Origin of the sequence: Klebsiella sp. HMSC16C06, from assembly GCF_001808325.1 — a bacterium.
In the GTDB taxonomy this organism is placed as follows: domain Bacteria; phylum Pseudomonadota; class Gammaproteobacteria; order Enterobacterales; family Enterobacteriaceae; genus Klebsiella; species Klebsiella variicola.
The window spans coordinates 1-26286 of sequence record NZ_KV792995.1 but is presented as its reverse complement, the minus strand read 5'-3'; the positions used below and the strand labels follow the sequence as shown (position 1 = coordinate 26286).

Genomic DNA, 26286 nt, shown 5'->3' with positions numbered 1-26286 from the left:
TAATCCCTGTAGTTAATGGTGTTATTCACAGGGACGATACCATGAGTGAGATAGCATTGACGGTCAGCGTGCTGGCGCTGGTGGCGGTAGTGGGGTTGTGGATCGGCAATGTCAAAATCCGCGGCGTCGGCTTTGGCATTGGCGGTGTCCTGTTTGGCGGGATTATTGTCGGCCACTTTGTCGATCAGGCGGGTGTCGCCCTCAGCAGCCCAATGCTGCATTTTATTCAGGAATTCGGCTTGATCCTGTTCGTCTACACCATCGGTATTCAGGTGGGGCCGGGCTTTTTCGCCTCGCTGCGGGTCTCAGGCCTGCGGCTCAATCTGTTCGCTATCCTTATCGTTATCCTCGGCGGCCTGGTGACCGCGGTGCTGCATAAACTGTTCAATATTCCTCTCCCGGTGGTGCTCGGTATCTTCTCCGGTGCGGTGACCAACACGCCAGCGCTGGGGGCCGGGCAGCAAATTCTCCGCGATCTCGGCGTACCGTTCGAGGTGGTCGATCAGATGGGGATGAGTTACGCGATGGCGTATCCGTTCGGCATCTGCGGCATTCTGCTGACCATGTGGCTGGTGCGCCTGTTCTTCCGCATCAATGTGGAGAAAGAGGCCCAGCGGTTTGAGGAGAGCAGCGGCAACGGCCACGCGAATTTGCACACCATTAACGTGCGGGTGGAGAACCCCAACCTCAACCAGATGGCGATTCAGGATGTGCCGATGCTCAATAGCGACAACATCGTCTGTTCGCGGCTGAAGCGCGGTGAGCTGTTGATGGTACCTGCGCCGGGCACCCTTATTCAGGCGGGCGACCTGTTGCACCTGGTGGGGCGACCTGAGGATCTGCACAATGCGCAGCTGGTGATTGGCCAGGAGGTGGCCACCTCGCTGTCGACGCGCGGCACCGATCTGAAAGTCGAGCGGGTGGTGGTCACTAACGAAAAAGTGCTGGGGAAGAAAATACGCGATCTGCACGTCAAACAGCGCTATGACGTGGTGATCTCCCGGCTGAATCGCGCTGGCGTCGAGCTGGTGGCCAGCAGCAGCGCCAGCCTGCAGTTTGGTGACATCCTCAACCTGGTCGGTCGTCAGGAGGCGATTGACGCCGTGGCCGCCGAACTGGGTAACGCTCAGCAGAAGCTGCAGCAGGTCCAGATGCTGCCGGTGTTTATCGGCATCGGACTCGGGGTACTGCTGGGGTCTATCCCGTTGTTTATTCCCGGCTTTCCTGCCGCACTGAAGCTGGGGCTGGCCGGTGGGCCGCTGATTATGGCGCTGATCCTCGGGCGTATCGGCAGCATCGGCAAGCTGTACTGGTTTATGCCGCCGAGCGCCAACCTGGCGCTGCGCGAGCTGGGGATCGTGCTGTTTCTGGCGGTGGTCGGGCTAAAATCGGGGGGCGACTTTGTCGCCACTCTGACCCAGGGCGAGGGCCTGAGCTGGATCGCCTACGGCATTTTCATCACCGCCATTCCGCTGCTAACGGTAGGCATTCTCGCGCGCATGCTGGCGAAAATGAACTATCTGACGCTGTGCGGCATGCTGGCCGGCTCCATGACTGACCCACCGGCGCTGGCCTTCGCCAACAATCTGCACGCCACCAGCGGCGCGGCGGCGCTCTCTTACGCCACCGTCTATCCGCTGGTGATGTTCCTGCGGATTATCACCCCGCAGCTACTCGCCGTGCTGTTCTGGGGGCTGAGCTAGCGGGCTTTGCGCCTGGACGCGGCGCAGGTGGTAATCCACCTGATACTCGCTGGCGTTGCGGAACATGACGGAATAGTTAAGAAACTCGCCGCTGTCGCTGTAGGAAAGGGAGGTAATACGCAGCAGCGGCGTCTGCTCAGGGACATTCATTGAGCGCGCCAGCTGCTTGTCCGCCAGCACTGGCGTCAGCGTTTCATAATTCCCGCTGATGATGATCCCGCACTCCTTCTCAATATAATCAAATTTCGAACCCTCCAGATGGCTCAGCGACAGGTTGCGGAACAGCTTCACTGGCATATAGCTATCCTCCAGCATCAGCGGCTTGCCATCGACGTAGCGCACCCGCCGTGAGAAGTAGATCCGTTCATCAATTTTAATCCGCAGCAGGCTGGCGATGGCCGGCGGAGCAGGCATCACCTCGAAGGCCAGCACCTGACTCACCACCTCTTTACCCTGCTTGCGCAGCACTTCCGCCAGGCCAGTGAGATTGCTGGTTTCATGATGGACGTCCTTACGCGCCACGAACGTCCCCGAGCCGTGGCGACGCACAACCAATCCCCAGTCCACCAGCAGGTCGATGGCTTTGCGGATAGTCATGCGCGCCACCCCGAACTCCTCGGCCAGTTTTTTCTCTCCCGGTAGCGGGCTACCGATGGCGAAGTCGGCGGAATTCAGCCGCAGCCGCAGGCGGTCAGCAATGGATTTGTAGATCACCAGTAGTCCTCTTGTGCAGGAAAGTGGAATGTCGCTGTCTTCTCTTTTCGTTAAAAAAATAGATTTATTACAAGTAATTAATACTCATTCATTTCGTTAATTCCACTGTTTGACTTATCGATGTCTAACTTTGGTTATTGAAGTAGACAACTTTGGCCAAATTAAAACCATGAATGGGATCACGAATCGCAACGGCGCGACATGTTGTCGGACGGGCAAATTTCTATTCTCGAGTCAGGCCGGTAATCAAGAAAAAGAAGGCCACTCACCCTACGAGTTGTTACATGAGGATTTTCAAATGCTCAGTCAAATACAACGCTTTGGCGGCGCCATGTTTACTCCGGTTTTGTTGTTTCCTTTTGCCGGAATCGTGGTCGGTATCGCCATCATGCTGCGCAACCCGATGTTCGTCGGCGAAGCGCTGACCGCACCCGACAGCCTGTTTGCCCAGATCGTTCACATCATTGAAGAGGGCGGCTGGACCGTCTTTCGTAATATGCCGCTGATTTTCGCCGTCGGTCTGCCGATCGGCCTGGCGAAACAGGCCCAGGGCCGGGCCTGTCTGGCGGTGCTGGTGAGTTTTCTCACCTGGAACTACTTTATCAACGCCATGGGGATGACCTGGGGCCACTTCTTCGGCGTCGACTTTTCCGTTGAACCCACTGCAGGCAGCGGCCTGACGATGATTGCCGGGATCAAAACCCTCGACACCAGCATTATCGGCGCCATCGTCATCTCCGGTCTGGTGACGGCCCTGCACAATCGCTATTTCGATAAACCCCTGCCGGTGTTCCTCGGCATCTTTCAGGGATCATCGTTTGTGGTCATTGTCGCTTTCCTCGCGATGATCCCCTGTGCCTGGTTGACCCTGCTCGGCTGGCCAAAGGTTCAGCTGGGCATTGAATCGCTGCAGGCCTTCCTGCGCTCAGCCGGGGCGCTTGGGGTGTGGGTCTACATCTTCCTTGAGCGCATTCTGATCCCCACCGGCCTGCACCACTTCGTCTATGGCCCGTTCATCTTTGGCCCGGCGGTGGTGGAGGGCGGTCTGCAGGTCTACTGGGCGGAGCATCTGCAGGCGTTCAGTCAGAGTACGGAACCGCTGAAGACGTTGTTCCCGGAGGGCGGCTTTGCTCTGCACGGTAACTCGAAAGTGTTTGGTTCGGTGGGGATTGCGCTGGCGCTCTACTTCACTGCCGCGCCGGAAAATCGCGTCAAGGTCGCCGGCCTGCTGATCCCCGCCACCCTGACCGCGATGCTGGTCGGGATCACCGAACCGCTGGAGTTCACCTTCCTGTTCATCTCGCCGCTGCTGTTCGCCGTTCACGCGGTGCTGGCGGCGACCATGGCGACGGTGATGTACATCTGCGGCGTGGTAGGCAATTTCGGCGGCGGTCTGCTCGATCAATTCTTGCCGCAAAACTGGATCCCGATGTTCCATCACCACGCCTCGATGATGTTCATTCAGATAGGCATCGGCCTCTGTTTCACCGCCCTCTACTTCGTGGTCTTCCGCACCCTGATCCTGCGTCTGAACCTGAAGACGCCTGGCCGGGAAGAGAGCGAAATCAAGCTCTACAGCAAGGCCGATTACCAGGCGGCACGAGGTAAAACCACGGCCGCCGCCGCGCCAGAGACCCGGCTGGGTCAGGCCGCTGGCTTCCTGCAGGCCCTCGGCGGCGCCGACAACATTGAAAGCATCAACAACTGCGCCACCCGACTGCGCATCGCGCTGGTCGATATGGCGAAAACGCAAAGTGACGACGTCTTTAAAGCGCTGGGCGCCCACGGGGTAGTACGCCGCGGCAACGGGATTCAGGTCATCGTCGGCCTGCACGTTCCCCAGGTGCGCGACCAGCTGGAAAACCTGATGAAAGATTCTCTTTCGACCGAACATACCACCATGACGGAGGCAGTATCATGAAAAAATTCTCAGTTGTTATCGCAGGCGGCGGCAGCACCTTCACCCCGGGCATTGTTCTGATGCTGCTGGCAAACCAGGATCGTTTTCCGTTGCGGTCGCTGAAATTTTACGACAACGACGGCGCGCGTCAGGAGACCATCGCCGAGGCGTGCAAAGTGATCCTCAAAGAGCAGGCGCCGGAGATTGAATTCAGCTATACCACCGATCCGCAGGCGGCGTTTACCGATGTTGATTTCGTCATGGCACATATCCGCGTCGGTAAATATCCGATGCGTGAACAGGATGAGAAAATCCCGCTGCGCCACGGCGTGCTGGGCCAGGAGACCTGCGGTCCGGGGGGGATCGCCTACGGTATGCGCTCTATCGGCGGCGTGCTGGAGCTGGTGGATTATATGGAAAAATATTCGCCGAACGCCTGGATGCTTAACTACTCCAACCCGGCGGCGATTGTGGCGGAAGCCACCCGACGTCTGCGGCCGAACGCCAAAATCCTCAATATCTGCGATATGCCGATCGGCATTGAAGGGCGGATGGCACAGATTGTCGGCCTCAAAGATCGCAAACAGATGCGCGTGCGCTACTACGGCCTCAACCACTTCGGCTGGTGGACATCGATTGAGGACCTCGACGGCAACGATTTGATGCCGAAACTGCGTGAATATGTGGCGAAATATGGCTATGTGCCGCCCTCTAACGATCCGCACACCGAGGCCAGCTGGAACGATACCTTTGCTAAAGCGAAAGACGTGCAGGCGCTGGATCCGCAGACCATGCCGAACACCTACCTGAAATATTACCTGTTCCCGGACTACGTGGTGGCTCACTCCAACCCGGAGCGTACTCGCGCCAATGAGGTGATGGATCATCGGGAGAAAAACGTCTTCAGCGCCTGCCGGGCGATTATTGCCGCCGGGAAATCCACCGCTGGCGATCTGGAGATTGACGAGCATGCGTCGTATATCGTCGATCTGGCGACGGCCATCGCCTTTAACACGCAGGAAAGGATGCTGCTGATTGTGCCAAACAACGGCGCGATCCATAACTTTGACGCTGACGCGATGGTGGAGATCCCTTGTCTGGTGGGTCACAACGGACCGGAACCGCTGACGGTTGGCGACATCCCGCACTTCCAGAAAGGGATGATGAGCCAGCAGGTAGCAGTGGAAAAACTGGTGGTCGATGCCTGGGAACAGCGCTCTTACCACAAGCTGTGGCAGGCGATTACCCTGTCGAAAACCGTACCGAGCGCCTCGGTGGCGAAAGCGATCCTCGACGACCTGATTGCGGCCAACAAAGATTACTGGCCTGAGCTGCATTAATCCCCGCTGTTTGACCGGCGCCCGCGGGGCGCCGGTTCTTCTCCCCGGTTCCTGATTTACGCTATGCTGAAGCCTGCAGCGCGATGAACAAGGAACTGTAATGAAAATCTCCCGCCTCGGCGAAGCGCCGGATTACCGCTTTTCGCTGGCTAACGAACGCACCTTTCTGGCGTGGATCCGCACGGCGCTCGGTTTTCTCGCCGCCGGCGTCGGCCTTGACCAGTTAGCGCCGGACTTTGCCACGCCGCTGATCCGTGAAATTCTTGCCCTGCTGCTGTGTCTCTTTGCCGGCGGCATGGCCATCTATGGCTATCTGCGCTGGCTGAATAACGAGAAAGCGATGCGTCTGAAACAGGACCTTCCCTATACCCGCACGCTGCTGGTGATTAGCATCCTGCTGTTGGCGGTGGTGGCCGCGGTGATGCTGCTGGTAGTGTATGGCGGATAAACGCCGGGCGCGGCGGGAAGGCGATCCGGGACTACAGCCAGAGCGCACCTCGCTGGCCTGGTTTCGCACTCTGTTGGGCTATGGCGCGCTGATGGCGCTGGCGATTAAACACAGCTGGCACCGCGCCGGCCTGCCGTTCTGGCTGTCGATCGGCGTGTTGGCGATAGTGGCGGTGATCCTCTGGGGCTATACCCGCCGTCGTCATCTGATGGACGTCGACGATAGCGATTTTTTACAGCCGCGGGCGGTTCGTGACAAATTTTTGATCGCACTCGCAGTACTTTCTCTGGCATTCCTGTTTGCTGTTACTCACCTTCAACCGATCGTTTTATTCATTAGGGATATGTCATGACAGGATGTCCGGCGAATTTGCCTCTCACTCATGCCCCCGGCCAGCAACATGACACACCCTTTCAGGCTGTCGTGGTGGAGGCGCATCATTGCCATCAGCCGCAGGCGTTCTATGCACAACTACGTCAACAGGGGCTCACCGCTATCCATTTTATTCCGCAGCTGGCGGCCGGCGACGCCGCGCTCTGGGGGGAGTTTCTCTGTGCTGTCTTTCACCGCTGGGTGCGGGAAGATATTGGGCGCATCAATATTTTGCTGTTTAGTGAGACGCTGAGCGCCTGGTGCGGCGAGACGCTGACCCAGCCAGGCGCGCCAGCGGCCAACAGCACCTGCTACGGCTGCCCGTGGCTGCGCCTGTGCCGCTGCGGCGAACAGGAAGACCCGCTGTGCGCGGGTTACCGGCAGTTCTACGATCTTAGCGGGCCCTATATGCGAGTGATGCGTGACCTGCGCCGACAGCAGCGGCCGCCAGAGGCGCTGATGCCGCTGCTGCGCTGAAGATTAGCGCCCCTTCGCCAGATACTGCGCCATCTCCTCTTCCGGCACCATACCGCCGCCGGTGGCCCACACCAGGTGGGTGGCCTGCTCCAGCTGTTGCTCACTCAGCCCCTGCAGCTGATGGTACGCCTGGCTGACGCAGACCCGCTGCGGCCCGGCCATTCCGGCCAGCGCGGACGGTTCAAGGCGAATGTTTTCCGCTTTCGCCAGCCAGCCCAGCATGTCGTACATCGTCTGATCATCAAGGGTATACAGCCCGTCGAGCAGGCGCTCCATCGCCCGGCCAACGAACCCGGACGCCCGGCCGACTGCCAGACCGTCGGCGGCGGTCAGGTTATCAATGCCTAAATCCTGCACCGCTATCTGGCCGTGGAGCCCGGTATAGACGCCGAGCAGCATGCAGGGCGAGTGGGTCGGTTCGGCGAACAGGCAGTGAACGTGGTCGCCGAAGGCCAGCTTCAGGCCGAATGCCACGCCGCCGGGGCCGCCGCCAACGCCGCACGGCAGGTAGACGAACAGCGGGTGATCGGCATCGACCACGCGCCCTGCTTTGGCAAACTGCGCCTTCAGGCGCTCGCCGGCTACGGCATAGCCGAGGAACAGCGTGCGCGAGTTTTCATCATCAATGAAAAAGCAGTTCGGGTCGGATTCCGCTGCCTTGCGCCCCTGTTCGACGGCGACGCCGTAGTCCTCTTCGTACTCAACGACCGTCACGCCGTGGCTGCGCAGTTTGGCTTTTTTCCACGCCCGGGCATCCGCCGACATATGTACCGTAACCTTAAAGCCGATGCGCGCGCTCATGATGCCGATCGACATCCCGAGGTTGCCGGTGGAGCCGACAGCGATGCTGTACTGGCTGAAGAACTGTTTAAATTCCGGTGTCAGCAATTTGCGATAATCATCTGCGGTGGTGAGCAGTCCGGCCTCCAGCGCCAGCTTTTCCGCATGGGTCAGCACTTCATAAATCCCGCCACGCGCCTTAATGGAACCCGAAATCGGCAGGTGGCTGTCTTTTTTCAGCAGCAGATCGCCGCTAATCGGCTGGCCGAACTTTTGCTCAAGGCTGCGTTTCATTGCCGGAATGGCAACCACTTCCGATTCGATAATCCCGCCGCTGGCGGCCGTTTCCGGGAAAGCTTCCGCCAGATAGGGCGCGAAGCGCTGAAGGCGGGCATGGGCGTCTTGCACATCGTCGGCGGTCAGACCGACGTAAGGTAACCCTTGCGCCAGGGTGGTGGTGGCCGGGTTAAACCAGGTGGTTTCTTTCAGGGCGATCAGATCCTGCACAAGCGGGAAGGTCGCGGTTAAGGTGGTCAGGTCAGCGTGTTTCATCATACGTCTCTTTGCGCTCAGATAATGAAAGAAAGCAGGAAGGTGGCGGCCAGTGCAAGTAGTGACGCGATAAATGTCGCTGTCGTGTAGTACTTGAACGTTTCGCTGAGGCTGGCGCCGCAGTACTGTTTTACCAGCCAGAACAGGGAATCGGTGACGATCGTGCAGCCAATGGCGCCGGAACCGATGGCAATGGCGATGATCTCCGGGCTTACGCCAGGATAAAGCGGCAGCATCGGCGCAACGATGGCGGTAGCGCCCATCATCGCCACGGTAGCGGAGCCGACGGCGGCGTGCAGGATAAGCGCCACCAGCCAGGCCAGCAGAATCGGATGCATATGCAGATTCGAGAGGATCACCGCCAGGCTATCGGCCAGGCCGCTGGATTTCAAAATCGCGTTGAACGCGCCGCCAGCGCCAATAATCAGCAGGATGTTGGCGATCGATCCGAAGCCGTTTTCAGTATGAGTCAACAGGACGCCCATCCCCATCTGCCGACGAATGCCGAGAATGTAATAGGCGACAAAAACGGCAATAAACATCGCGGTGATGGGGTTGCCGATAAATTCCAGCACTGTATACAGCGTGCCGCCTTGCGCCATATTCAGTTCAGCGACGGTTTTCACCAGCATCAGCCCAATCGGTAACAACACGGTAAATAGCGTAGCGCCGAGCGAGGGCAGCGTCGATTCTTCGCGAACGTCGAGGTTGGAAAACTCGGCTGGCACCGATTTAAACGGCAGGCGGTTGCCGAGCAGCCTGAGGAACAGCGGGCCGCCGACCAGCGAGGCGATCAGACCGACCAGCAGGCCATAGACGATAACCGTCCCGATATCGGCGCCCAGTTTATTCGCCACGAACAGCGCAGCCGGATGCGGCGGCACCACGCAATGCACCGCCATCAGGGCCGTACACAGCGGAATAGCCAGCTTCAGCAGCGAGGTATTGGTTTTTTTAGCGATGGAGAACGCCAGCGGGATCAGCAGCACCACGCCGACTTCGACAAACAGGGTAATACCGCAGATCAGGCCGACCAGCACCATAATCACGTCCGCCGACAGCCAGCGGCAGCGCTGCAGCGTCAGGCCGATGCGCTCCGCCGCGCCGGAGACTTCCATCATCTTGCCGAGGATGGTACCGAGACCGATCACCGCCGCCAGGAAGCCCAGCGTGCCGCCGATCCCACTCTCAATGGCGTTGACCATCTCCAGCGGGCCCATCCCCATCATCGCCCCGACGAAAAAGCTCGCCAGCAGCAGCGCCAGAAACGGATGAAACTTCAGTTTGACGATCGTTAAGACGATTAACACGATGCTAATCAGCAGCGTGCTCACAACCCAGATTTGCGATTCCATACCCCACCTCGCCGTAAGTAACGTGTGGTTATTGAACAGAAACTCGGCATGGGCTGACAAACGATATAAATGGCCTTTCAGGTGAGTCAAATTGAATCAAAAAGGTGATTTAGCTCTAAAATCGACCTATGAATATGCTATGGGTCAAATTAATTCATCCTTGAGCGGAAGTTCTGGCGTTATTTTTTTATCATCCAGATCCCCTTTTTTGCCAGGAGCGCATAATGGATGTACTCAAAACCTTAGGTACCCGGTTGCTCAACGGCTGGCAACTCTCCAGGCTGTCGACGTTTGAGGTGGCGGCGCGGCACGAGTCGTTCGCCCTGGCCGCAGACGAGCTTGCGCTCACCCCAAGCGCCGTCAGTCACCGGATTAATCAGCTGGAAGAGGAGCTGGGGATCCAGCTCTTTGTCCGCTCGCACCGCAAAGTGGAGCTGACGCGAGAAGGGAAGCGCGTTTACTGGGCGCTGAAGTCGTCGCTGGATGGCCTCAATCAGGAGATTCTGGACATCAAAAACCAGGAGCTCTCTGGCAGCCTGACGGTCTATTCGCGCCCGTCGATAGCCCAATGCTGGCTGGTGCCGGCGCTGGGGGATTTCACTCACCGCTACCCGGCCATCTCGCTGACTGTGCTGACCGGCAACGATAACGTCAACCTGCAGCGGGCGGGTATCGATCTGGCAATCTATTTTGATGATGCGCCGTCGTCGCAGCTGAGCCATCATTTTCTGATGGATGAGGCGATCGTGCCGGTATGTACGCCGAATTACGCCCGCCAGCTGCAGTTAACGTCAAATCCTGCCAGTCTGCGCCACTGTACGCTGCTCCACGATCGCCAGGCATGGAGCAACGACTCGGGGACCGATGAGTGGTATAGCTGGGCGCAGAAATTTGCGGTGGAACTGCCGCCATCGTCGGGCATCGGCTTCGATCGATCCGATTTAGCGGTTATTGCGGCGATGAACCATGTAGGGGTGGCGATGGGACGTAAACGGCTGGTGCAGAAGCGGCTGGAGAGCGGCGAGCTGATTGCGCCTTTTGGCGACATGACGCTGAAATGCCATCAGCATTATTACGTGACGACCCTGCCGGGCCGTCAGTGGCCGAAAATCGACGCTTTTATCGAGTGGCTGCATAGCCTGACCTGAAAATGAGCCGGGCTACCCCTCTGTGTTGTTGGCCAGGGCGGGTAAGGCGTGAGCCGCCACCCGGCAAAATGGCGGCGCTGCGCTTGCGCGGGCCTACAGTCCGGTAGCCCGGATAAGGCGTCAGCCGCCATCCGGGGAACGACCGCCGCGCTTATACTGGCTGCTGATGGTGGGTGAAGCGCGAGGCCAGCGGCAGCCAGCACAGCAGAATCAACAGGCCCATCAGCATCATCAGCAGGCCGAGGCTGCCCTGACCAGTTTGCGGCATCATCGCCGACAGCCAGGCCAGCACGCCGGAGCCGATATTCTGCAAGCCGCCCACCAGGGCCCCGGCGGTACCGGCGAGAAACGGGAACGGCTCCATCGCGCCGCTGGTGGCCAGCGGGAATAACATCCCGGCGCCGAAGAAGAACAGCGCCGCCGGCACCAGCAGGGTCCAGACGGTCATGATGCCCAGCAGTCCAGGGATCCACATCATCAAACCTGCCAGCAGGCAGCAGATCACCGACTGCCACATCAGCGTCGGGAAACGTTTGTTCGGCCGGCCGGCAAACCACGCGCCGAAGAACGCCGCCGGGATCGGCAGAATAAACAGAATACTCACCGCCATGCTGCTCAGGCCGAGCACCGCGCCCATCAGCACCCCGGAACAGGCTTCGAACACCGCAATCCCGGCCAGGCCGCCGATCAGCATCAGCAGATAGCAGTTAAACGCCCCGGTACCGAACAGCGTTTTGTAGCTGGTCAGGAGTTTGGTGCGTGGCGCCCCTTCCGGGCGCGTTTCCGGCATCCACTTCGCCATGCTGAAGGTCACGCCCGCGCACAGCACCAGCAAGAAGGCGTAGCAGGCGCGCCAGCTCCACAGGGTGTCGAGGATGCCGCCGAGCAGCGGCGCAATTAGCGGGCTGACCAGAATACCCATATTTAACAGGCTATTGGCATGACGCAGCTGCGCGCCTTCGTACAGGTCGCGGGGCAGGGTGCGCGCCATTACGCCGCCGACCCCGGTGCCCATCCCCTGCATGGCGCTGGCGGCGATCAGCACCGGCAGGCTATGGGTGGTAATAGCTACCAGCGTCGCCAGCATAAAAATCGACATCCCGACGAGGATCACCGGACGGCGGCCCACACGGTCGGAGAGCGGGCCGTAGAACAGCTGTGAAATACCGTAGGTCAGCAGATAGGCCGCCATCACGCTTTGTACCGCCCCTTCGCGGACGTTCAGCGCGACCGCCATGTCGGCAATAGCCGGAATATAAATGGTCTGCGCCATCTGGCCGACGGCCACCAGCAGTACCAGCATCAACAACAAATTGAAGTTCTTATGCCGTTTCATGTCGATGAATACTTTGCGAGTAAAGAGAAATGAAGAATATGTGACTGGCACATACCGTAAACGATGGAGGAATCTACCATATTAAAATGACAGGACAACTGCAAAGCGCCGATTGTTGAGGGAATTCCAGGCAGATTATGTAAACAGGAACGGCAACTAATGTTGCCATTTCAGGCTACGCCAGGCGCAGGAGGATCGCCCCGGCGGCAATCCCGCAGGCGGCCACGATGCGCAGCGGCATCAGTTGTTCTTTCAGAACGATAAAGGCGATCAGCGCGCCGAACAGAATGGAGGTTTCACGTAGCGCGGCGACCACCGCCAGCGGGGCCTGGGTCATCGCCCATAGTGCCAGGCCGTAGGAGCCCATGGTGCCGACACCGCCGAGGATGCCCTTTTTCCAGTGCTGACGTAAATAACGACTGGCCTCTCGCCGTCGCGCCACCATGGCCCAGCACAGCAGGCAGAAACCGTTCATAAAAAAGGTCCACAGGGTGTAGCCTAGCGCCGAGCCCGCCAGCCGGACGCCGGTGCCGTCCACCAGTGTATATCCCGCGATAAAGCAGGCGTTGATGAGCGCCAGCACGATGCCTTTGCGGGAGCTAACGCTGCCGTGAAAGGCCATCGCCAGAATCGCCAGGCAGATAACGCCGATGCCCAGCCAGGCCAGCGGCGACAGACGATCGCCTAGGAACAGCACGCTTATCGCCGCGACCAGCAGCGGCGCGGTGCCGCGCATCAGCGGGTAGGTCTGGCTCATATCCGACACCTGATAGGTCTTCGCCACCAGCACCGTATACACCACCTGTAACGCGCACGACGCCAGCAGATAGGGGGCGCTGGCAAGCGCGGGCTGCGGGGCAAAGGGCAGCATCACCAGGGCGATCAGCGCGGCCGAGCCGCTGACGCCGATCGCCGCGTACATTTTATCGCCGCTGGCTTTGACGATAGCGTTCCAGCTGGCGTGCAGCAGGGCGGCGAACAGCAAAATGCAGAATACGGTGAGGGTCATCGCAGACAGGTTCAACAGTGAAGGTCACCGGAATGTAACACGCGCCCGCGCTGCCTGCCAGCGGGGGGGTTAAAGCGAACAAAACAGGCGATGTGTCACCCGCGGTTCATCGTACACCGGGCGAAAACCAAGCCTTTCATAAAAGGGCCAGGCCTGCGCCGGGGCATGGGTGTTAAGAAAATCGAACCAGGCGCTGGAGTGGGTAATGACCGAGACCAGCAGCTGCTGGCCGATGCCCCGGCGACGGTAACGTTCGCTAATGTAGAGATGGCGAATGCGCCCAACCCGCGGCTGCGGACTGAAGGGATCGCTATTGATGCCGCATACCCCTACCAGCTGGTGGTTGACGAAGGCGCCCAGCAGCGTTTCGCCCGGCGCGTTAAAGCGGTTTTTGCCGCTCTGCCAGTTTTCCGCCAGGCGGCGCAGCATGTTGAAATGCTGTTCAAGGCTTTCAGTGCGCAGCGCAACGAACCCCGGATCGTCCGGCGTTGTGGCGGCAATTAACAGGGGTGGCATAGTTTCCTCCATCAAGTCATCCCGGGACGCCCGGCGGGCGCCTGCAGGGGGGCGGTTTCCCGCCCCCCTCAGGTGCGACTTGAACCTGAATCAGCGGAACTGTTTCAGGACTGCATCAAGTAGTTGCAACACAGCAACCATGAGTTTCAGGATTAAAATAATAATATCCATTCCGCCCATACGCGCGTCTCCTGTGGTTAAGGAGCACAATAAGCTGACGTACCTTTCCGCTGCCCGTTGCCAGCTTATCCCTGCCTGTCGCCGGCGGCGTCTGCCCTGGCCGATAGTTCATCCTTTCCATGAACGGCTTCCCGGCCCGCCGCCTGCAACGACAGGGGTGCGCAGCGCTGAGCCACGCGTTGCCGCGCGGGCCAGTGACTGCACGTTGTTGACGTAACACAGTGTGCTCTCTCGGGGTTAAGGCACTGACGGCACCACCCGTTTCAGCCAGGACTTCGTTGCGCCGGTCAAACTTGCGGCCCCCGAATGGCACAAAGTGAACACACCCAGTATAGATAAATACTGTATGGATGAACAGTATTTTTTGGACAAATACGCCCCTCTCATCCATACTCTATGACAGAGAAAAACCGACCTTAAATTGCGCGAACTGCAGCGATCGCGTATACTTTTGGCGTTGACGTAATACAGTGTGCTTGCGGCTACCACCTGTAACCATGCTGATAAAAACCTCGCTCCGGCGGGGTTTTTTGTTTTCTGCCCTTTTGCGCCGAATTGTGATCTTTCACGCAAATTATCGTGGATGAAAATAAATCCATTGTGAAATCGTAAAACCTGTGTTTGTATAAATTCAGCTTATTTTTCGACACAACAGGTCCCTAATGAACGCAACCCTGATCGCTTCGACCCTACTAAAAACCGCGCCAGCCGCGGTGGTCGTCGTGTCTGTGGTGGTCGTCGTCGGCAACGCGCCGTAGGGTCCGGAACAACACGAATTCCAAACCCCGCCGGCGCAAACCGAGCGGGGTTTTTTGTTGGCGAGCCCCCCGGTAAAGTCGGCCCAGAATAAAAGGACTGGAGCATGGCAAGTTCGGGCACCACATCAAACACAATGCGCTTTACCGGCGCGCAGCTGGTTGTTCATTTACTGGAACGCCAGGGCATCACTATGGTCAGCGGCATCCCGGGCGGTTCTATCCTGCCCATCTACGATGCCTTAAGCCAAAGCACGCAGATCCGCCACATCCTGGCGCGCCACGAGCAGGGCGCGGGTTTTATCGCTCAGGGGATGGCGCGAACCGAAGGCAAACCCGCAGTCTGTATGGCCTGTAGCGGCCCTGGCGCCACCAACCTGATTACGGCGATCGCCGATGCCCGCCTCGATTCAATCCCGCTGGTCTGCATCACCGGCCAGGTGCCGGCCTCCATGATCGGCACCGACGCTTTCCAGGAAGTGGACACCTACGGCATCTCTATCCCCATCACCAAGCATAACTACCTGGTGCGCGACATCGCCGAGCTGCCGCAGGTGATCAGCGACGCCTTCCGTATTGCCCAGTCCGGGCGTCCCGGGCCGGTGTGGATAGACATTCCTAAGGACGTACAGGCGGCGACCATTGAGCTGGAAACGTTGCCAGAGCCGGGCGAGCGCGCCCCGGCACCGGCCTTCACGCCTGAAAGCGTGCGTGAGGCGGCGGCAATGATTAACGCGGCGAAACGGCCGGTGCTCTATCTGGGCGGCGGGGTGATTAACGCGCCGCAGCCGATTCGGGACCTGGCGGAAAAAGCCAACCTGCCGACCACCATGACCTTGATGGCGCTGGGGATGCTGCCGAAGGCGCATCCGTTGTCGCTGGGGATGCTGGGCATGCACGGCGCGCGCAGCACCAACTTCATTTTGCAGGAAGCGGATTTACTGATTGTTTTAGGCGCCCGTTTTGATGACCGGGCGATTGGCAAGACCGAGCAGTTCTGCCCGAACGCGAAGATTATTCACGTCGATATCGACCGCTCTGAGCTTGGCAAAATTAAGCAACCGCACGTCGCGATTCAGGGCGATGTGGCGGAAGTCTTAGCCCAGCTGATCCCGCAGATTGAGGCGCAGCCGCGCGATGAGTGGCGCCAGCTGGTGGCCGATTTGCAGCGTGAATTCCCTTGCGCCATCCCGCAGGAAAGCGACCCGCTCTCCCATTACGGCCTGATTAACGCCGTGGCCGCCTGCGTTGACGATGAGGCGATCATCACCACCGATGTGGGTCAGCATCAGATGTGGACAGCGCAGGCCTACCCGCTCAACCGTCCGCGCCAGTGGCTGACTTCCGGCGGCCTCGGCACCATGGGCTTCGGCCTGCCGGCGGCCATCGGCGCGGCGCTGGCCAATCCGCAGCGCAAGGTTATCTGCTTCTCCGGCGACGGCAGCCTGATGATGAATATTCAGGAGATGGCCACCGCCGCCGAAAATCAGCTGGATGTCAAAATTATCCTGCTGAACAACGAAGCGCTGGGGCTGGTGCACCAGCAGCAGAGCCTGTTCTATCAGCAGGGCGTGTTCGCCGCCACCTATCCGGGGATGATTAACTTTATGCAGATTGCCGCCGGTTTTGGCCTGCAAACCTGTGATTTAAATAACGAAGCCGATCCGCAGGCGGCGCTGCAGGCGATTATCGACCGTCCGGGGCCGGCGTTGATCCACGTGCGTATCGACGCGCAGCAGAAAGTGTATCCGATGGTACCGCCGGGTGCGGCCAATACTGAAATGGTGGGGGAATAAGCCATGCAAAAACAATGTGATAACGTCATTCTGGAACTCACCGTCCGCAACCATCCCGGCGTCATGACCCACGTTTGCGGGCTATTTGCCCGTCGGGCGTTTAACGTCGAAGGCATTCTCTGTCTGCCAATTCAGGGCAGCGAACACAGCCGTATCTGGCTGCTGGTGAATGATGACCAGCGATTGGGGCAGATGATTAGCCAGATTGAAAAGCTGGAAGATGTCACCAAAGTGGCGCGCAACCAATCCGATCCCACCATGTTTAACAAAATTGCGGTGTTCTTCGAGTAAATCGCGCAAGGCTTGAACGGTAAGGTGCTTATGGTTAAGGTAAGCGCCTTTGCCGGATGGCGCTGCGCTTATCCGGCCTACAGGGAGTGGATCCGTAGGCCGGATAAGGCGTTTACGCCGCCATCCGGCGCTTTCAGGCACCAGGAAACACCATGACTACCATCGCCCTTATTGACGATCATTTGATTGTCCGCTCCGGCTTTGCTCAGCTGCTGGGGCTGGAAGCTGATTTTCAGGTTGTCGCTGAATTTGGTAGCGGCCGCGAGGCGCTGACGGGGCTACCGGGGCGCGGCGTACAGGTCTGTATCTGCGATATCTCCATGCCGGATATTTCCGGGCTGGAGCTGCTCAGCCAGCTGCCGAAGGGGATGGCGACCATCATGCTGTCGGTACACGACAGCCCGGCGCTGATCGAGCAGGCGCTGAACGCCGGCGCGCGCGGCTTCCTGTCGAAACGCTGCAGCCCGGATGAACTGATTGCCGCGGTCCGCACGGTGGCGGCGGGTGGTTGCTATCTCACGCCGGATATCGCCATGAAGCTGGCCGCCGGGCGCCAGGATCCGCTCACCAAACGCGAACGCCAGGTGGCGGAAAAGCTGGCGCAGGGCATGGCGGTGAAAGAGATTGCCGCCGAGCTCGGCCTGTCGCCGAAAACCGTTCACGTTCACCGCGCCAACCTGCTGGAAAAACTGGGCGTCAGCAACGACGTTGAGCTGGCGCGCCGCATGTTCGATAGCTGGCAATGAAGGCTGTCGTCTCACGATTGCTGTCGGTCATCGGCTGCGCCTTTATCTTCGCGGCCGCCTGGTTCTGCCTGTGGAGCATCAGTCTGCATCTGGTGGAACGCGCGGATTTAGCGGTGTTGCTGTTTCCCTTTGGCCTGCGTTTAGGGCTGATGCTGCAATGCCCGCGTGGCTACTGGCCGGTGCTGCTGGGCGCCGAGTGGCTGCTTATCTTCTGGCTGGCGCAGGAGGTGGCGCTGGCGCACCCGATAATTTTGATGACCGGAAGTCTGCTGACTCTGCTGCCGGTGGCATTGATTTCACGCTATCGCCAGCAGCGAGACTGGCTGACATTGTTGCGCCAGGGCGGGGCGCTGATCGCCGCCTCGCTGCTGCAATCGCTGCCGTGGCTGGCGCAAGAAGGCAGTGAGGGACTGACCGCGCTGTTGTTGACGTTGACCGGCGGTCTGACGCTGGCGCCGACCTGCCTGGTTATCTGGCACTATCTTACCAGTACCGTCTGGAGGCCACTGGGGCCCGCGCTGGTCTCGCAGCCGATTAACTGGCGCGGTCGGCATCTGATCTGGTACCTGCTGTTATTCACCATTAGCCTGTGGCTGCAGCTTGGGCTGCCCGCCGAGCTCTCCCGCTTTACCCCATTTTGCCTCGCGCTGCCGATTATTGCCCTCGCCTGGCACTACGGCTGGCAGGGGGCGCTGATCGCCACCCTGATGAACGCGATTGCGCTGATTGCCAGCCAGACCTGGCACGATCACCCGGTCGATCTATTGCTTTCGCTGCTGGCGCAGAGCCTCACCGGGCTGCTGCTGGGGGCGGGGATCCAGCGATTACGCGAGCTTAACCTGTCGCTACAGAACGAGCTGGCGCGAAATCGGCGGCTGGCGGAACGTCTGCTGGAGACCGAAGAGAGCGTGCGGCGCGACGTGGCGCGCGAGCTCCATGATGATATTGGCCAGACTATCACGGCAATTCGCACCCAGGCGGGGATCGTGCAACGGCTGGCGCCGAATAACGCCAGCGTGCGCCAGAGCGGCCAGCTGATAGAACAGCTGTCGCTGGGAGTTTACGACTCGGTGCGTAGACTGCTAGGCCGTCTGCGTCCGCGTCAGCTCGACGACCTGCCGCTGGAGCAGGCAGTACGTTCGTTGATGCGCGAGATGGAGCTGGAGGACCGCGGCATTGTCAGCCATCTCGACTGGCGGATTAACGAGGCGGGACTGAGCGAGAACCAGCGTGTGACGCTGTTTCGCGTTTGCCAGGAGGGGCTGAATAATATCGTCAAGCACGCCAGCGCCAGCGCTGTTACCCTGCAGGGCTGGCAGCAGGATGAGCGACTAATGCTGGTGCTGGAAGATGACGGTTGCGGCCTGCCGCCGGGGTCGAATCTGCAGGGGTTCGGCCTGACCGGCATGCGCGAACGTGTGACCGCGCTGGGCGGTACGTTAACTATCTCCTGCACACACGGTACCCGCGTGTGCGTCAATCTACCGCTGCGTTACGCCTGAGAGGAGCGCCGATGTTTGCCTTTTTAAAAGCGCCGCCGGACGCCGCGCCAGTTAGCGATAAACGCGAGCTGGACGAGCGTTATCGTTACTGGCGTCGACATATTCTGCTCACTATCTGGCTTGGCTACGCGCTGTTTTATTTCACCCGCAAAAGCTTTAATGCCGCGGTGCCTGAAATTCTTGCCAGCAATGTGCTGACTCGTAGCGATATTGGCCTGCTGGCCACGCTGTTCTATATCACGTACGGGCTGTCGAAATTTTTCTCCGGTATCGTTAGCGACCGCTCCGACGCCCGCTATTTTATGGGCCTGGGGCTTATCGCTACCGGGGTGGTGAATATTCTGTTCGGTTTTTCCACCTCGCTGTGGGCTTTTGCGCTGCTGTGGGCGTTGAATGCCTTCTTCCAGGGCTGGGGCTCTCCGGTCTGCGCCCGGCTGCTGACGGCCTGGTATTCGCGGACCGAACGCGGCGGCTGGTGGGCGCTATGGAATACCGCGCATAACGTCGGCGGCGCGCTGATCCCGATGGTGGTGGGGGCGGCGGCGCTGCACTACGGCTGGCGTGCAGGGATGACGATTGCCGGCTGTCTGGCGATCCTCGCCGGGCTGTATCTGTGCTGGCGGCTGCGCGATCGCCCGCAGGCGGTGGGGTTACCCGCCGTGGGCGACTGGCGTCACGATGCGCTGGAAATCGCCCAGCAGCAGGAAGGGGCCGGGCTGACGCGCAAAGCGATCCTGACCCGCTACGTGCTGGCCAATCCCTATATCTGGCTGCTGTCGCTGTGCTATGTGCTGGTGTACGTGGTGCGGGCGGCGATTAACGACTGGGGTAATCTGTATATGTCGGAGACGCTCGGCGTCGATCTGGTGACCGCTAACTCGGCGGTGACCATGTTTGAGCTGGGCGGTTTTATCGGCGCGCTGGTGGCGGGCTGGGGCTCGGATAAGCTGTTTAACGGCAACCGTGGGCCGATGAATCTGATTTTCGCCGCCGGAATTTTGTTGTCGGTTGGCGGGCTGTGGCTGATGCCGTTTGCCAGCTACGTCATGCAGGCGGCTTGCTTCTTCACCACCGGGTTCTTCGTCTTCGGCCCGCAGATGCTGATCGGCATGGCGGCGGCGGAATGTTCGCATAAAGAAGCCGCCGGGGCGGCAACCGGGTTTGTCGGCCTGTTCGCTTATCTTGGCGCCTCGCTTTCCGGCTGGCCGCTGGCGCAGGTGATGGATATCTGGCACTGGACCGGATTCTTCGTGGTGATTGCGATTGCCGCCGGCATTTCCGCGCTGCTGCTGCTGCCGTTTTTAAACGCGCAGGCGCCGCGTACCGCCAGCGAAGCGTGATGTAGCTCACCCTTTGGCCGCGAACGGAGCAAAACTAAGAAATTTTCCCGGTTTCACCTGGACGCCGTCTCAGGCCAGACGGCGCGCTGGTTTTTACAATGCCTGGTTATTACGCAGGCATAAAAAATCAGCTCAGGAGATACCCATGCTGGCCTTTCTGAATCAGGTGCGCAAGCCGACCCTGGATCTGCCGCTCGATGTGCGGCGCAAAATGTGGTTCAAACCTTTCATGCAGTCCTATCTGGTGGTCTTCATTGGCTACCTGACCATGTACCTGATCCGCAAGAACTTTAACATCGCGCAGAATGACATGATCTCCACCTATGGGTTGAGCATGACGCAGCTGGGGATGATTGGCCTGGGCTTCTCCATCACCTACGGCGTGGGCAAGACGCTCGTGTCTTATTATGCCGACGGTAAAAACACCAAGCAGTTCCTGCCGTTTATGCTGATCCTCTCCGCCATCTGTATGCTGGGCTTTAGCGCCAGCATGGGCGCGGGCTCCACCAGCTTGTTCCTGATGATCGCCTTCTATGCGCTGAGCGGCTTCTTCCAGAGCACCGGCGGCTCGTGCAGCTATTCCACCATCACCAAGTGGACGCCCAGACGCAAACGCGGCACCTTCCTCGGCTTCTGGAATATCTCCCACAACCTCGGCGGCGCGGGCGCGGCGGGCGTGGCGTTGTTTGGCGCCAACTATCTGTTCGACGGCCATGTGATCGGCATGTTTATCTTCCCGTCGATTATTGCGCTGATCGTTGGCTTTATCGGCCTGCGCTACGGTAGCGACTCGCCGGAATCCTATGGCCTCGGCACGGCGGAAGAGCTGTTTGGTGAAGCGATCAGCGAAGAGGACAAAGAGACCGAAGAAAATGCGATGACCAAGTGGCAGATCTTTGTTGAGTACGTGCTGAAAAACAAAGTGATCTGGCTGCTGTGCTTCTCCAACATCTTCCTCTACGTGGTGCGTATCGGTATCGATCAGTGGTCCACCGTGTACGCTTTCCAGGAGCTGAAGCTGTCTAAAGAGGTGGCGATTCAGGGCTTTACCCTGTTTGAGGTCGGCGCGCTGGTCGGCACGCTGCTGTGGGGCTGGTTGTCGGATCTGGCCAACGGCCGCCGCGCGCTGGTGGCTTGCATCGCGCTGGCGCTGATTATCGCCACCCTCGGGGTTTACCAACACGCCAGCAACCAGTACGTCTATCTGGCCTCGCTGTTTGCGCTGGGCTTCCTGGTGTTTGGTCCGCAGTTGTTGATTGGCGTCGCCGCCGTCGGCTTTGTGCCGAAAAAAGCGATCGGCGCCGCCGATGGGATCAAGGGCACTTTCGCCTATCTGATTGGCGATAGCTTCGCCAAGCTGGGTCTCGGGATGATCGCCGACGGCACGCCGGTCTTCGGCCTGACCGGCTGGGCCGGCACCTTTGCGGCGCTGGACGCCGCCGCCATCGGCTGTATCTGCCTGATGGCCATCGTGGCTATCTTCGAAGAGCGTAAAATTCGCCGCGAGAAAAAGAACCGTATTTTGCAGACTGCCTGATTCAACAGGTATTTGGTAACCTTGCCCGGCCATTGCGCCGGGCTTTTTTATTGTTCTTGCTGGCTGGATTGCAGGAGTAGCTCCCGCAGCCACTGCTGCGCCGGGTCATGATGGTTACGCTCGTGCCAGGCCATGCTTTTGGTGAAACCCGGGATCGTCAGCGGCGGTGGGGCGATTTTCATGCCGCTGGCTCTTTTCGCCAGCCGGCGCGGTACCACGGCGATCATGTCGCTCACCGCTAGTATTTCCGGCAACACCAGGAAACTGCTCACCGACAATCCCACCCGCCGGGTTCGACCAAGCGCCGCCAGCGCGTCGTCGGTTACGCCGCGAAAGCTATCGCCCTGCCATGAAACCAGCACATGTTCCAGCGCACAGAAGCGGTCGAGCGTCAGCGGCTGGCTGGCCTGCGGATGGTCTTCGCGCATCAGACAGACATAGTCTTCCTGATACAGCGCCCGGCTGTGCAGCGCCGGCGGCGTATCGTGGGGCGTCAATAGCGCAATATCCACTTCACCACGTTCGGACTGTGCCAGCAGCGTGGTCGGTGATTCGGGAATGATGCGCACGCGGATACCCGGCGCCAGTGGCTTCAGTGCGGCGATAAATGGCACGATCACTGCTTTCAACGCATAATCCGTCGCGGCGATGGTCCAGGTAAAATTGGCTTCCAGCGGCTCGAAGATGGCGGGTTGCAGCAGGGTTTCAGCATCGATCAGCAGCTGCTTTACCGGAGCCGCCAGCGCCTGAGCGCGCAGCGTCGGCACCATACCGTGCGGGGCGCGGATAAATAGCGGGTCATTAAAGGCGTCGCGCAGGCGGGTGAGCATGCCGCTGACCGCCGGCTGGGTGAGCGCCAGCCGCGCTGCCGCCCGGGTGACGCTGCGCTCATCGAGCAGCGCATCCAGGGCTTTCAGCAGGTTGAGATCGAGGTTTCTGATATCAGATTTCATGATAGCCATCCGCAAACGCGATAAGTCACATTATGGTATGCCCGGTAGTCGACAGCAGGCAAATTCCCATTATGATAGTGAGGCTGCGATTGGATGAGAGGATGCATGATCTGGATAGGACTGGCCACCCTGGTAGTGGTATTTGTTGTGGGATTTCGGGTGCTTACCTCTGATTCACGCCGCGCGATTCGTCGCCTGAGCGAACGCCTTGGCATAACGCCTGTTCCGCTGGAATCGATGATCGATCAGTTGGGAAAAACCGCCGGTAATGAGTATTTGCGCTACCTGGAGCGGCCGAATGAAGCGCATCTGCAGAACGCCGCACAGGTACTGCTGATCTGGCAGACCGCTATCGTCGATGCCAGCGAAAAAAACCTGCATTACTGGTATCGCCTGATGCAAAAAGCGCGTTTAGCGGCGCCGATTACCGACGCGCAAATTCGTCTTGCGCAAGGGTTTCTGCGCGAGCTGGATCCGGATGCAAGCGATTTGCATAACCTACAGCAGCGTTATAACGCGCTGTTTCTGCCGGAAGACGGCGTGCACTGGCTGCACTGATATCATAATTGCTTATGTGTATTATCAAGGATGGTGATTCGATTTATATCACTCACCGACGCATGATTAACCTTGTTAAAACAATCGTTCACGAGGTTAATCATGAAACAGCCCCTGCTGCAAAGCGCCATCGTCTGGCCGGAAGAGTATCTGCCAGGCACGACCGACAATTTTGCCTCTAATGAAATTATCGTCAGCGGCCTGACGGCAGCTCAGATATGGGCGCAGCTCGATGACACCACGCTGTGGCCGGGCTATTACAGCAACGTTGCCGATATCCATTTCCATGACGGCAGCGGCCCGACCCTCAGCGCCAACGCCCGTTTCCGCTTCAGCACCTTCGGCTTCCCGATTGAGGCGCAGATTACAGAGTATGTACCTCCCGCTGCCGGGCAGGCGGCGCGCGTAGCCTGGCACGGCTGGGCGGAAGGGGATGCAACGACGCGTCTTGATGTGATCCACGCGTGGCTATTTGAAGATTTGCCCGGCGGGCGCGTACGTATCCTCACCCAGGAGTCGCAAAAAGGCGTTCCGGCGCAGGAGTTGGCGCGTACCTTGCCCAATCCGATGATTAACGGTCACCAGGAGTGGATCTGCGGGCTGGTGAAATCGGCTCGCGGTGAGTAAATCCGAGTGCCGGATGGCGGCTGCGCCTTATCCGGCCTACGGTTTCCGCACTCGTCACTTGTAGGCCGGATAAGCGTAAGCGCCATCCGGCAGAATAACTACAGTAGGATTTTCAGGCCGTGTTTTTGTACGACGCTAAGCAATTTTAATGACATTCCGCTCGGTCGTTTAGCGCCAGTCTCCCATTTTTGCACGGTAGACACACTGGTATTCAGATAACGAGCGAACACGGGTTGGCTAACATTGAGTTGTTCACGTAGCGCTTTAATTTCAATGGGTTGAAGTGCGGCTACGCTACCGAGACATGATTCATCAAAATGGCGCATTGTTTCCTGTGGGATTGCGCCAACGCTGAATAGCCCCGACGCAGCGCTATGGATCGCTTCGAAAGCCGGGCTTTTGTATTTATTTTTTGCTGTCATCGCAAATCTCCACCAATTCTTTACTTTTAACTAAGGCCGTCGTTTTCTCTTCAGAGAGATTGGCATAGTGTTTTGCAAGCTCACGAAACCCCATTAATTCGCGATGGCTGATATTGGCCATATCCTGTTTGGCGTACAGAAAGACATAAAACCAATGCCCTGCGCTTTTGGTAAGGATGATTGCGCGATCGCGATTCTTGTTGAGTCGCTTTTTATAAACCCCTCCTCCTAAATCAACCACCTTGCCCTGAAGCGCAGATTGAATTGCCTGATAGAGCTCGTTGTCGGAAATGCCATGAGAGCTAGCCTCTCTGGCGAACCATTTGGTTTTAAAGATACGCATTGCTGACATCCTGTCGTTAAAAGTATAGCACATAGTGCTATATTAAATTCTCCTGAGATTTGTAAAAGCGATAGCAAGCATCGTTTTTTTAAACATGCGAACAGCTACGCATCCTCTTATGAAAAGCGAGAAGAGTTGCGAAAACGTTAAATTCGTCACAAACAAAATGTTACACTGCGCGGCTTTCAGCCACTTTCTTCGCAGGTCACTCATGAGTCATTCAAATGAAGCCAAATCCCATGCACGCGAGCTGGCGCGACCAAACTGGTCGGCGGTTTTCGCGGTTGCTTTCTGCGTTGCCTGCCTGATTACCGTCGAGTTTCTGCCGGTCAGCCTGCTGACGCCGATGGCGCTGGATTTAGGCATCTCCGAAGGGATGGCCGGGCAGTCGGTGACGACGACGGCATTCGTAGCGATGTTCTCCAGCCTGTTTATCACCTCCATCATTGGCAAAACCGATCGCCGCTACGTGGTGATCCTGTTTTCGCTGCTGCTGACCCTTTCCTGCCTGCTGGTATCGTTTGCCGATAGCTTCACCCTGCTGCTGCTGGGACGAGCCTGTCTGGGCCTGGCGCTCGGCGGTTTCTGGGCGATGTCGGCCTCGCTGACCATGCGGCTGGTGCCGATGCGCGTGGTGCCGAAAGCGCTGTCGATTATCTTCGGCGCGGTATCAATCGCGCTGGTGATCGCCGCCCCATTGGGCAGTTTCCTTGGCGGGCTTATCGGCTGGCGCAACGTCTTTAACGGCGCGGCGGTGATGGGCGTGCTGTGTACGCTCTGGGTGCTGAAAGCGCTGCCGTCGCTGCCCGGTGAATCGGCTTCTCAGCAGCAAAATATGTTTGGTCTGCTGAAGCGTCCGGGGGTGATGGCCGGGATGTGCGCCATTTTCATGGCCTTTGCCGGGCAGTTCGCCTTCTTTACCTATATTCGCCCGGTTTACATGACCCTCGCCGGTTTTGACGTCGACGGCCTGACGCTGGTGCTGCTGAGCTTTGGTATCGCCAGCTTTATCGGCACCTCGCTCTCCTCGGTGGTGCTGAAGCGCTCGGTCAAAGCGGCGCTGGCGATTTCGCCGCTGGTGCTGACAGCCTGCGCGGCGGCGCTGGTACTGTGGGGAGAAAGCAAAATCGTCGCCTCGACGGTGGCGATTATCTGGGGCTTCGCGTTTGCGCTGATCCCGGTGGGGTGGTCAACGTGGATCACCCGTTCGCTCTCCGATCAGGCGGAAAAAGCCGGGTCGATTCAGGTGGCGGTGATCCAGCTTGCCAACACCTGCGGCGCCGCGGTCGGCGGTGTGGCGCTCGACCACTTAGGGCTGCTGTCGCCGCTGGTGTTGTCAGGAATATTAATGCTGTTTACCGGGTTGCTGGTGGCAACCAAAGTGAAGGTGAATCCACCCGCTTAAGGCCGCTCGCCTTTTGCCAGCCGGCACTACCGCGGGTACGGCGCCTGACCGCCCGGCGGCGCTGCGCTTGCCGGTCCTGGGGGGAAGGCGATTTTCTGTAGGCCGGATAAGGCATGTATGCCGCCATCCGGCATAAATGGAGCGCACCAGTCGTAGCCCGGCTAAGCGTAGCGCCAGCCGG

At 59.0% G+C, this 26286-nt stretch carries 28 protein-coding genes and 1 pseudogene; 18 read left to right on the top strand and 11 right to left on the bottom strand.

The features are described 5' to 3' along the window. The first annotated feature begins 41 nt into the window (after positions 1 to 41). Positions 42 to 1703 carry a putative transporter gene (locus tag HMPREF3142_RS09565; protein WP_008806751.1) on the top strand — a complete coding sequence of 554 codons (1662 nt, stop codon included), beginning with the start codon at positions 42 to 44 and terminating at the stop codon, positions 1701 to 1703. Here HMPREF3142_RS09565 and HMPREF3142_RS09560 read toward each other — a convergent pair. Beyond that, entirely contained in the window at positions 1671 to 2417 is a 747-nt protein-coding gene (locus tag HMPREF3142_RS09560) for a GntR family transcriptional regulator (protein ID WP_008806752.1), read from the bottom strand. The two genes, HMPREF3142_RS09565 and HMPREF3142_RS09560, sit on opposite strands and share 33 nt — an antisense overlap. Before the next feature lie 298 nt (positions 2418 to 2715). On the opposite strand from HMPREF3142_RS09560, the gene HMPREF3142_RS09555 reads away from it, so the two are divergent. From HMPREF3142_RS09555 to HMPREF3142_RS09535, 5 genes are all read left to right on the top strand, one after another. Continuing rightward, the gene (locus tag HMPREF3142_RS09555; protein ID WP_008806753.1) at positions 2716 to 4338 is read left to right on the top strand and encodes an alpha-glucoside-specific PTS transporter subunit IIBC; all 1623 of its coding nucleotides are present in this window, start codon (positions 2716 to 2718) and stop codon (positions 4336 to 4338) included. After that, positions 4335 to 5657, top strand: coding sequence for a 6-phospho-alpha-glucosidase (locus tag HMPREF3142_RS09550; RefSeq protein ID WP_008806754.1), 1323 nt, complete (start codon positions 4335 to 4337; stop codon positions 5655 to 5657). Before HMPREF3142_RS09555 ends, HMPREF3142_RS09550 begins: the two co-directional genes overlap by 4 nt. 100 nt (positions 5658 to 5757) lie before the next feature. Then, positions 5758 to 6105 (top strand): YidH family protein, encoded by a 348-nt coding sequence (locus tag HMPREF3142_RS09545; RefSeq protein WP_002923305.1) that lies wholly within the window; start codon positions 5758 to 5760, stop codon positions 6103 to 6105. Then, positions 6095 to 6457 (top strand): DUF202 domain-containing protein, encoded by a 363-nt coding sequence (locus tag HMPREF3142_RS09540; protein WP_008806755.1) that lies wholly within the window; start codon positions 6095 to 6097, stop codon positions 6455 to 6457. The genes HMPREF3142_RS09545 and HMPREF3142_RS09540 overlap by 11 nt, the downstream gene beginning before the upstream one ends. A 74-nt stretch (positions 6458 to 6531) precedes the next feature. After that, positions 6532 to 6954 (top strand): radical SAM protein, encoded by a 423-nt coding sequence (locus HMPREF3142_RS09535; RefSeq protein WP_032430009.1) that lies wholly within the window; start codon positions 6532 to 6534, stop codon positions 6952 to 6954. A gap of 3 nt (positions 6955 to 6957) precedes the next feature. Here HMPREF3142_RS09535 and dsdA read toward each other — a convergent pair whose 3' ends face one another. Then, complete coding sequence (gene dsdA, locus HMPREF3142_RS09530; RefSeq protein WP_070612021.1) at positions 6958 to 8286, bottom strand: D-serine ammonia-lyase; 1329 nt, start codon at positions 8284 to 8286, stop codon at positions 6958 to 6960. 17 nt (positions 8287 to 8303) lie between these two features. Beyond that, positions 8304 to 9641 carry a D-serine transporter DsdX gene (gene dsdX / locus HMPREF3142_RS09525; protein ID WP_012967014.1) on the bottom strand — a complete coding sequence of 446 codons (1338 nt, stop codon included), beginning with the start codon at positions 9639 to 9641 and terminating at the stop codon, positions 8304 to 8306. 91 nt (positions 9642 to 9732) lie between these two features. Here dsdX and HMPREF3142_RS29385 point away from each other — a divergent pair. Then, positions 9733 to 9852, top strand: a pseudogene (locus HMPREF3142_RS29385) (hypothetical protein); the annotation flags it as partial. Between the two features lie 13 nt (positions 9853 to 9865). Then, positions 9866 to 10789 (top strand): DNA-binding transcriptional regulator DsdC, encoded by a 924-nt coding sequence (gene dsdC / locus HMPREF3142_RS09520; protein ID WP_012967015.1) that lies wholly within the window; start codon positions 9866 to 9868, stop codon positions 10787 to 10789. A 151-nt stretch (positions 10790 to 10940) separates the two neighbouring features. Here the strand turns inward: dsdC and emrD are convergent, their stop codons facing one another. The 5 genes from emrD to HMPREF3142_RS29380 all read right to left on the bottom strand — a co-directional run bounded on the left by emrD (position 10941) and on the right by HMPREF3142_RS29380 (position 14480). Then, complete coding sequence (gene emrD, locus HMPREF3142_RS09515) at positions 10941 to 12125, bottom strand: multidrug efflux MFS transporter EmrD (protein ID WP_012540264.1); 1185 nt, start codon at positions 12123 to 12125, stop codon at positions 10941 to 10943. 175 nt (positions 12126 to 12300) lie between these two features. Further along, positions 12301 to 13134, bottom strand: coding sequence for a DMT family transporter (locus tag HMPREF3142_RS09510; protein ID WP_012967016.1), 834 nt, complete (start codon positions 13132 to 13134; stop codon positions 12301 to 12303). A 69-nt stretch (positions 13135 to 13203) separates the two neighbouring features. Continuing rightward, a complete protein-coding gene (locus HMPREF3142_RS09505; RefSeq protein WP_012540266.1) occupies positions 13204 to 13650 on the bottom strand; it encodes a GNAT family N-acetyltransferase in 447 nt (148 codons plus the stop codon). Between the two features lie 90 nt (positions 13651 to 13740). Then, positions 13741 to 13860 carry a type I toxin-antitoxin system toxin TisB gene (gene tisB / locus HMPREF3142_RS09500; RefSeq protein WP_004145059.1) on the bottom strand — a complete coding sequence of 40 codons (120 nt, stop codon included), beginning with the start codon at positions 13858 to 13860 and terminating at the stop codon, positions 13741 to 13743. 452 nt (positions 13861 to 14312) lie between these two features. Continuing rightward, on the bottom strand, positions 14313 to 14480 hold the full coding sequence (locus HMPREF3142_RS29380; RefSeq protein WP_162535969.1) for a hypothetical protein: 168 nt from the start codon (positions 14478 to 14480) through the stop codon (positions 14313 to 14315). A gap of 12 nt (positions 14481 to 14492) precedes the next feature. Here HMPREF3142_RS29380 and ivbL point away from each other — a divergent pair, with 12 nt between their 5' ends. The 7 genes from ivbL (at position 14493) to uhpT (ending at position 21797) form a co-directional block, all read left to right on the top strand. Then, a complete protein-coding gene (gene ivbL / locus HMPREF3142_RS27675; protein ID WP_002923286.1) occupies positions 14493 to 14588 on the top strand; it encodes an ilvB operon leader peptide IvbL in 96 nt (31 codons plus the stop codon). Between the two features lie 104 nt (positions 14589 to 14692). Continuing rightward, positions 14693 to 16381, top strand: coding sequence for an acetolactate synthase large subunit (gene ilvB, locus HMPREF3142_RS09495; protein WP_012540267.1), 1689 nt, complete (start codon positions 14693 to 14695; stop codon positions 16379 to 16381). A gap of 3 nt (positions 16382 to 16384) precedes the next feature. Continuing rightward, positions 16385 to 16672, top strand: a complete 288-nt coding sequence (ilvN, locus tag HMPREF3142_RS09490; RefSeq protein WP_002923283.1) for an acetolactate synthase small subunit — start codon at positions 16385 to 16387, stop codon at positions 16670 to 16672. A gap of 152 nt (positions 16673 to 16824) precedes the next feature. Then, positions 16825 to 17418 (top strand): transcriptional regulator UhpA, encoded by a 594-nt coding sequence (uhpA, locus tag HMPREF3142_RS09485; RefSeq protein WP_002923282.1) that lies wholly within the window; start codon positions 16825 to 16827, stop codon positions 17416 to 17418. A gap of 17 nt (positions 17419 to 17435) precedes the next feature. Continuing rightward, a complete protein-coding gene (gene uhpB, locus HMPREF3142_RS09480) occupies positions 17436 to 18920 on the top strand; it encodes a signal transduction histidine-protein kinase/phosphatase UhpB (protein WP_163613483.1) in 1485 nt (494 codons plus the stop codon). Positions 18921 to 18931: 11 nt separating this feature from the next. After that, positions 18932 to 20260 (top strand): MFS transporter, encoded by a 1329-nt coding sequence (locus HMPREF3142_RS09475; RefSeq protein WP_012967017.1) that lies wholly within the window; start codon positions 18932 to 18934, stop codon positions 20258 to 20260. 145 nt (positions 20261 to 20405) lie between these two features. Then, positions 20406 to 21797 (top strand): hexose-6-phosphate:phosphate antiporter, encoded by a 1392-nt coding sequence (uhpT, locus tag HMPREF3142_RS09470; protein ID WP_004202242.1) that lies wholly within the window; start codon positions 20406 to 20408, stop codon positions 21795 to 21797. Between the two features lie 47 nt (positions 21798 to 21844). On the opposite strand, the gene HMPREF3142_RS09465 is transcribed toward uhpT, so the two are convergent. After that, the gene (locus tag HMPREF3142_RS09465; protein ID WP_064142990.1) at positions 21845 to 22750 is read right to left on the bottom strand and encodes a LysR family transcriptional regulator; all 906 of its coding nucleotides are present in this window, start codon (positions 22748 to 22750) and stop codon (positions 21845 to 21847) included. A 105-nt stretch (positions 22751 to 22855) separates the two neighbouring features. On the opposite strand from HMPREF3142_RS09465, the gene HMPREF3142_RS09460 reads away from it, so the two are divergent. Then, on the top strand, positions 22856 to 23308 hold the full coding sequence (locus HMPREF3142_RS09460; protein WP_032691299.1) for a DUF1198 domain-containing protein: 453 nt from the start codon (positions 22856 to 22858) through the stop codon (positions 23306 to 23308). Positions 23309 to 23410: 102 nt separating this feature from the next. Further along, on the top strand, positions 23411 to 23935 hold the full coding sequence (locus HMPREF3142_RS09455; protein WP_016162009.1) for an SRPBCC family protein: 525 nt from the start codon (positions 23411 to 23413) through the stop codon (positions 23933 to 23935). Between the two features lie 98 nt (positions 23936 to 24033). On the opposite strand, the gene HMPREF3142_RS09450 is transcribed toward HMPREF3142_RS09455, so the two are convergent. Together HMPREF3142_RS09450 and HMPREF3142_RS09445 are read right to left on the bottom strand one after the other, a co-directional pair. Beyond that, positions 24034 to 24357 carry a helix-turn-helix domain-containing protein gene (locus HMPREF3142_RS09450; protein ID WP_004173862.1) on the bottom strand — a complete coding sequence of 108 codons (324 nt, stop codon included), beginning with the start codon at positions 24355 to 24357 and terminating at the stop codon, positions 24034 to 24036. Continuing rightward, positions 24341 to 24700 (bottom strand): type II toxin-antitoxin system RelE/ParE family toxin, encoded by a 360-nt coding sequence (locus tag HMPREF3142_RS09445; RefSeq protein ID WP_064171561.1) that lies wholly within the window; start codon positions 24698 to 24700, stop codon positions 24341 to 24343. The genes HMPREF3142_RS09450 and HMPREF3142_RS09445 overlap by 17 nt, the downstream gene beginning before the upstream one ends. Positions 24701 to 24911: 211 nt before the next feature. Here HMPREF3142_RS09445 and nepI point away from each other — a divergent pair, with 211 nt between their 5' ends. Continuing rightward, positions 24912 to 26105, top strand: a complete 1194-nt coding sequence (nepI, locus tag HMPREF3142_RS09440) for a purine ribonucleoside efflux pump NepI (protein WP_070612019.1) — start codon at positions 24912 to 24914, stop codon at positions 26103 to 26105. Positions 26106 to 26286 lie beyond the last annotated feature (181 nt).

Coding starts and splice junctions, on each gene's coding strand:
- HMPREF3142_RS09505 (WP_012540266.1), bottom strand. CDS start 13,650: ATGCCACCCCTGTTAATTGCCGCCACAACGCCGGACGATCCGGGGTTC.
- emrD (WP_012540264.1), bottom strand. CDS start 12,125: ATGAAACGGCATAAGAACTTCAATTTGTTGTTGATGCTGGTACTGCTG.
- HMPREF3142_RS09475 (WP_012967017.1), top strand. CDS start 18,932: ATGTTTGCCTTTTTAAAAGCGCCGCCGGACGCCGCGCCAGTTAGCGAT.
- HMPREF3142_RS09510 (WP_012967016.1), bottom strand. CDS start 13,134: ATGACCCTCACCGTATTCTGCATTTTGCTGTTCGCCGCCCTGCTGCAC.
- uhpA (WP_002923282.1), top strand. CDS start 16,825: ATGACTACCATCGCCCTTATTGACGATCATTTGATTGTCCGCTCCGGC.
- HMPREF3142_RS09540 (WP_008806755.1), top strand. CDS start 6,095: ATGGCGGATAAACGCCGGGCGCGGCGGGAAGGCGATCCGGGACTACAG.
- HMPREF3142_RS09460 (WP_032691299.1), top strand. CDS start 22,856: ATGATCTGGATAGGACTGGCCACCCTGGTAGTGGTATTTGTTGTGGGA.
- ivbL (WP_002923286.1), top strand. CDS start 14,493: ATGAACGCAACCCTGATCGCTTCGACCCTACTAAAAACCGCGCCAGCC.
- dsdX (WP_012967014.1), bottom strand. CDS start 9,641: ATGGAATCGCAAATCTGGGTTGTGAGCACGCTGCTGATTAGCATCGTG.
- HMPREF3142_RS09445 (WP_064171561.1), bottom strand. CDS start 24,700: ATGCGTATCTTTAAAACCAAATGGTTCGCCAGAGAGGCTAGCTCTCAT.
- HMPREF3142_RS09555 (WP_008806753.1), top strand. CDS start 2,716: ATGCTCAGTCAAATACAACGCTTTGGCGGCGCCATGTTTACTCCGGTT.
- HMPREF3142_RS09465 (WP_064142990.1), bottom strand. CDS start 22,750: ATGAAATCTGATATCAGAAACCTCGATCTCAACCTGCTGAAAGCCCTG.
- HMPREF3142_RS09550 (WP_008806754.1), top strand. CDS start 4,335: ATGAAAAAATTCTCAGTTGTTATCGCAGGCGGCGGCAGCACCTTCACC.
- nepI (WP_070612019.1), top strand. CDS start 24,912: ATGAGTCATTCAAATGAAGCCAAATCCCATGCACGCGAGCTGGCGCGA.
- HMPREF3142_RS09450 (WP_004173862.1), bottom strand. CDS start 24,357: ATGACAGCAAAAAATAAATACAAAAGCCCGGCTTTCGAAGCGATCCAT.
- uhpT (WP_004202242.1), top strand. CDS start 20,406: ATGCTGGCCTTTCTGAATCAGGTGCGCAAGCCGACCCTGGATCTGCCG.
- HMPREF3142_RS09455 (WP_016162009.1), top strand. CDS start 23,411: ATGAAACAGCCCCTGCTGCAAAGCGCCATCGTCTGGCCGGAAGAGTAT.
- ilvN (WP_002923283.1), top strand. CDS start 16,385: ATGCAAAAACAATGTGATAACGTCATTCTGGAACTCACCGTCCGCAAC.
- dsdA (WP_070612021.1), bottom strand. CDS start 8,286: ATGAAACACGCTGACCTGACCACCTTAACCGCGACCTTCCCGCTTGTG.
- HMPREF3142_RS09545 (WP_002923305.1), top strand. CDS start 5,758: ATGAAAATCTCCCGCCTCGGCGAAGCGCCGGATTACCGCTTTTCGCTG.
- ilvB (WP_012540267.1), top strand. CDS start 14,693: ATGGCAAGTTCGGGCACCACATCAAACACAATGCGCTTTACCGGCGCG.
- dsdC (WP_012967015.1), top strand. CDS start 9,866: ATGGATGTACTCAAAACCTTAGGTACCCGGTTGCTCAACGGCTGGCAA.
- HMPREF3142_RS09565 (WP_008806751.1), top strand. CDS start 42: ATGAGTGAGATAGCATTGACGGTCAGCGTGCTGGCGCTGGTGGCGGTA.